Genomic DNA, 528 nt, shown 5'->3' with positions numbered 1-528 from the left:
CCGGATCAAAGCTTGCTTACAGCTCCCCGAAGCATATCGGTGTTAGTCCCGTCCTTCATCGGCTCCTAGTGCCAAGGCATTCACCGTGCGCCCTTTCTAACTTAACCTAAAAGGTTTTACTCTAATATTAGAGAGAAAAACTAAAATGGCGATACTCGGTTCTTACTTGGTTACTTCTTCTTACGATTATCTAGTTTTCAAAGAACGAATACACTTGAGAGAATTGCTCTATCAAAACTAAACAAAGCGACTTCTACGAATTAACTTCAAGAAAGCCCTCCTAGTTTTGCTTCAAGCTGCCTTGCGACGAGCTGAGCATAATCTACGTTGAATATGCGCCGGCGCAGGAGCAAACTTGGCGAGATGATTGTTCCCTCAAAACTAAACAAACAAAATACGTGAAACAAACCTTTTTTGTCAGGCTCTTAGTCCTGCTTATATCCTTAGAAAGGAGGTGATCCAGCCGCACCTTCCGATACGGCTACCTTGTTACGACTTCACCCCAATCATCTGTCCCACCTTAGGCGG

The 528-nt window shown here is 44.1% G+C and carries 2 rRNA genes; both read right to left on the bottom strand.

Features of this window, described 5'->3' with window-relative positions:
* Window positions 1–107 (bottom strand): 23S ribosomal RNA (locus tag M3183_RS26695); the annotation flags it as partial.
* A gap of 340 nt (window positions 108–447) precedes the next feature.
* Window positions 448–528, bottom strand: a 16S ribosomal RNA gene (locus M3183_RS26690); the annotation flags it as partial.

This window comes from Neobacillus mesonae, from assembly GCF_023715155.1.
GTDB classification, from domain to species: Bacteria; Bacillota; Bacilli; order Bacillales; family Cytobacillaceae; genus Neobacillus; species Neobacillus mesonae_A.
The sequence above is the reverse complement of the archived record's forward strand: the minus strand, read 5'-3'. Positions and strand labels throughout refer to the sequence as shown.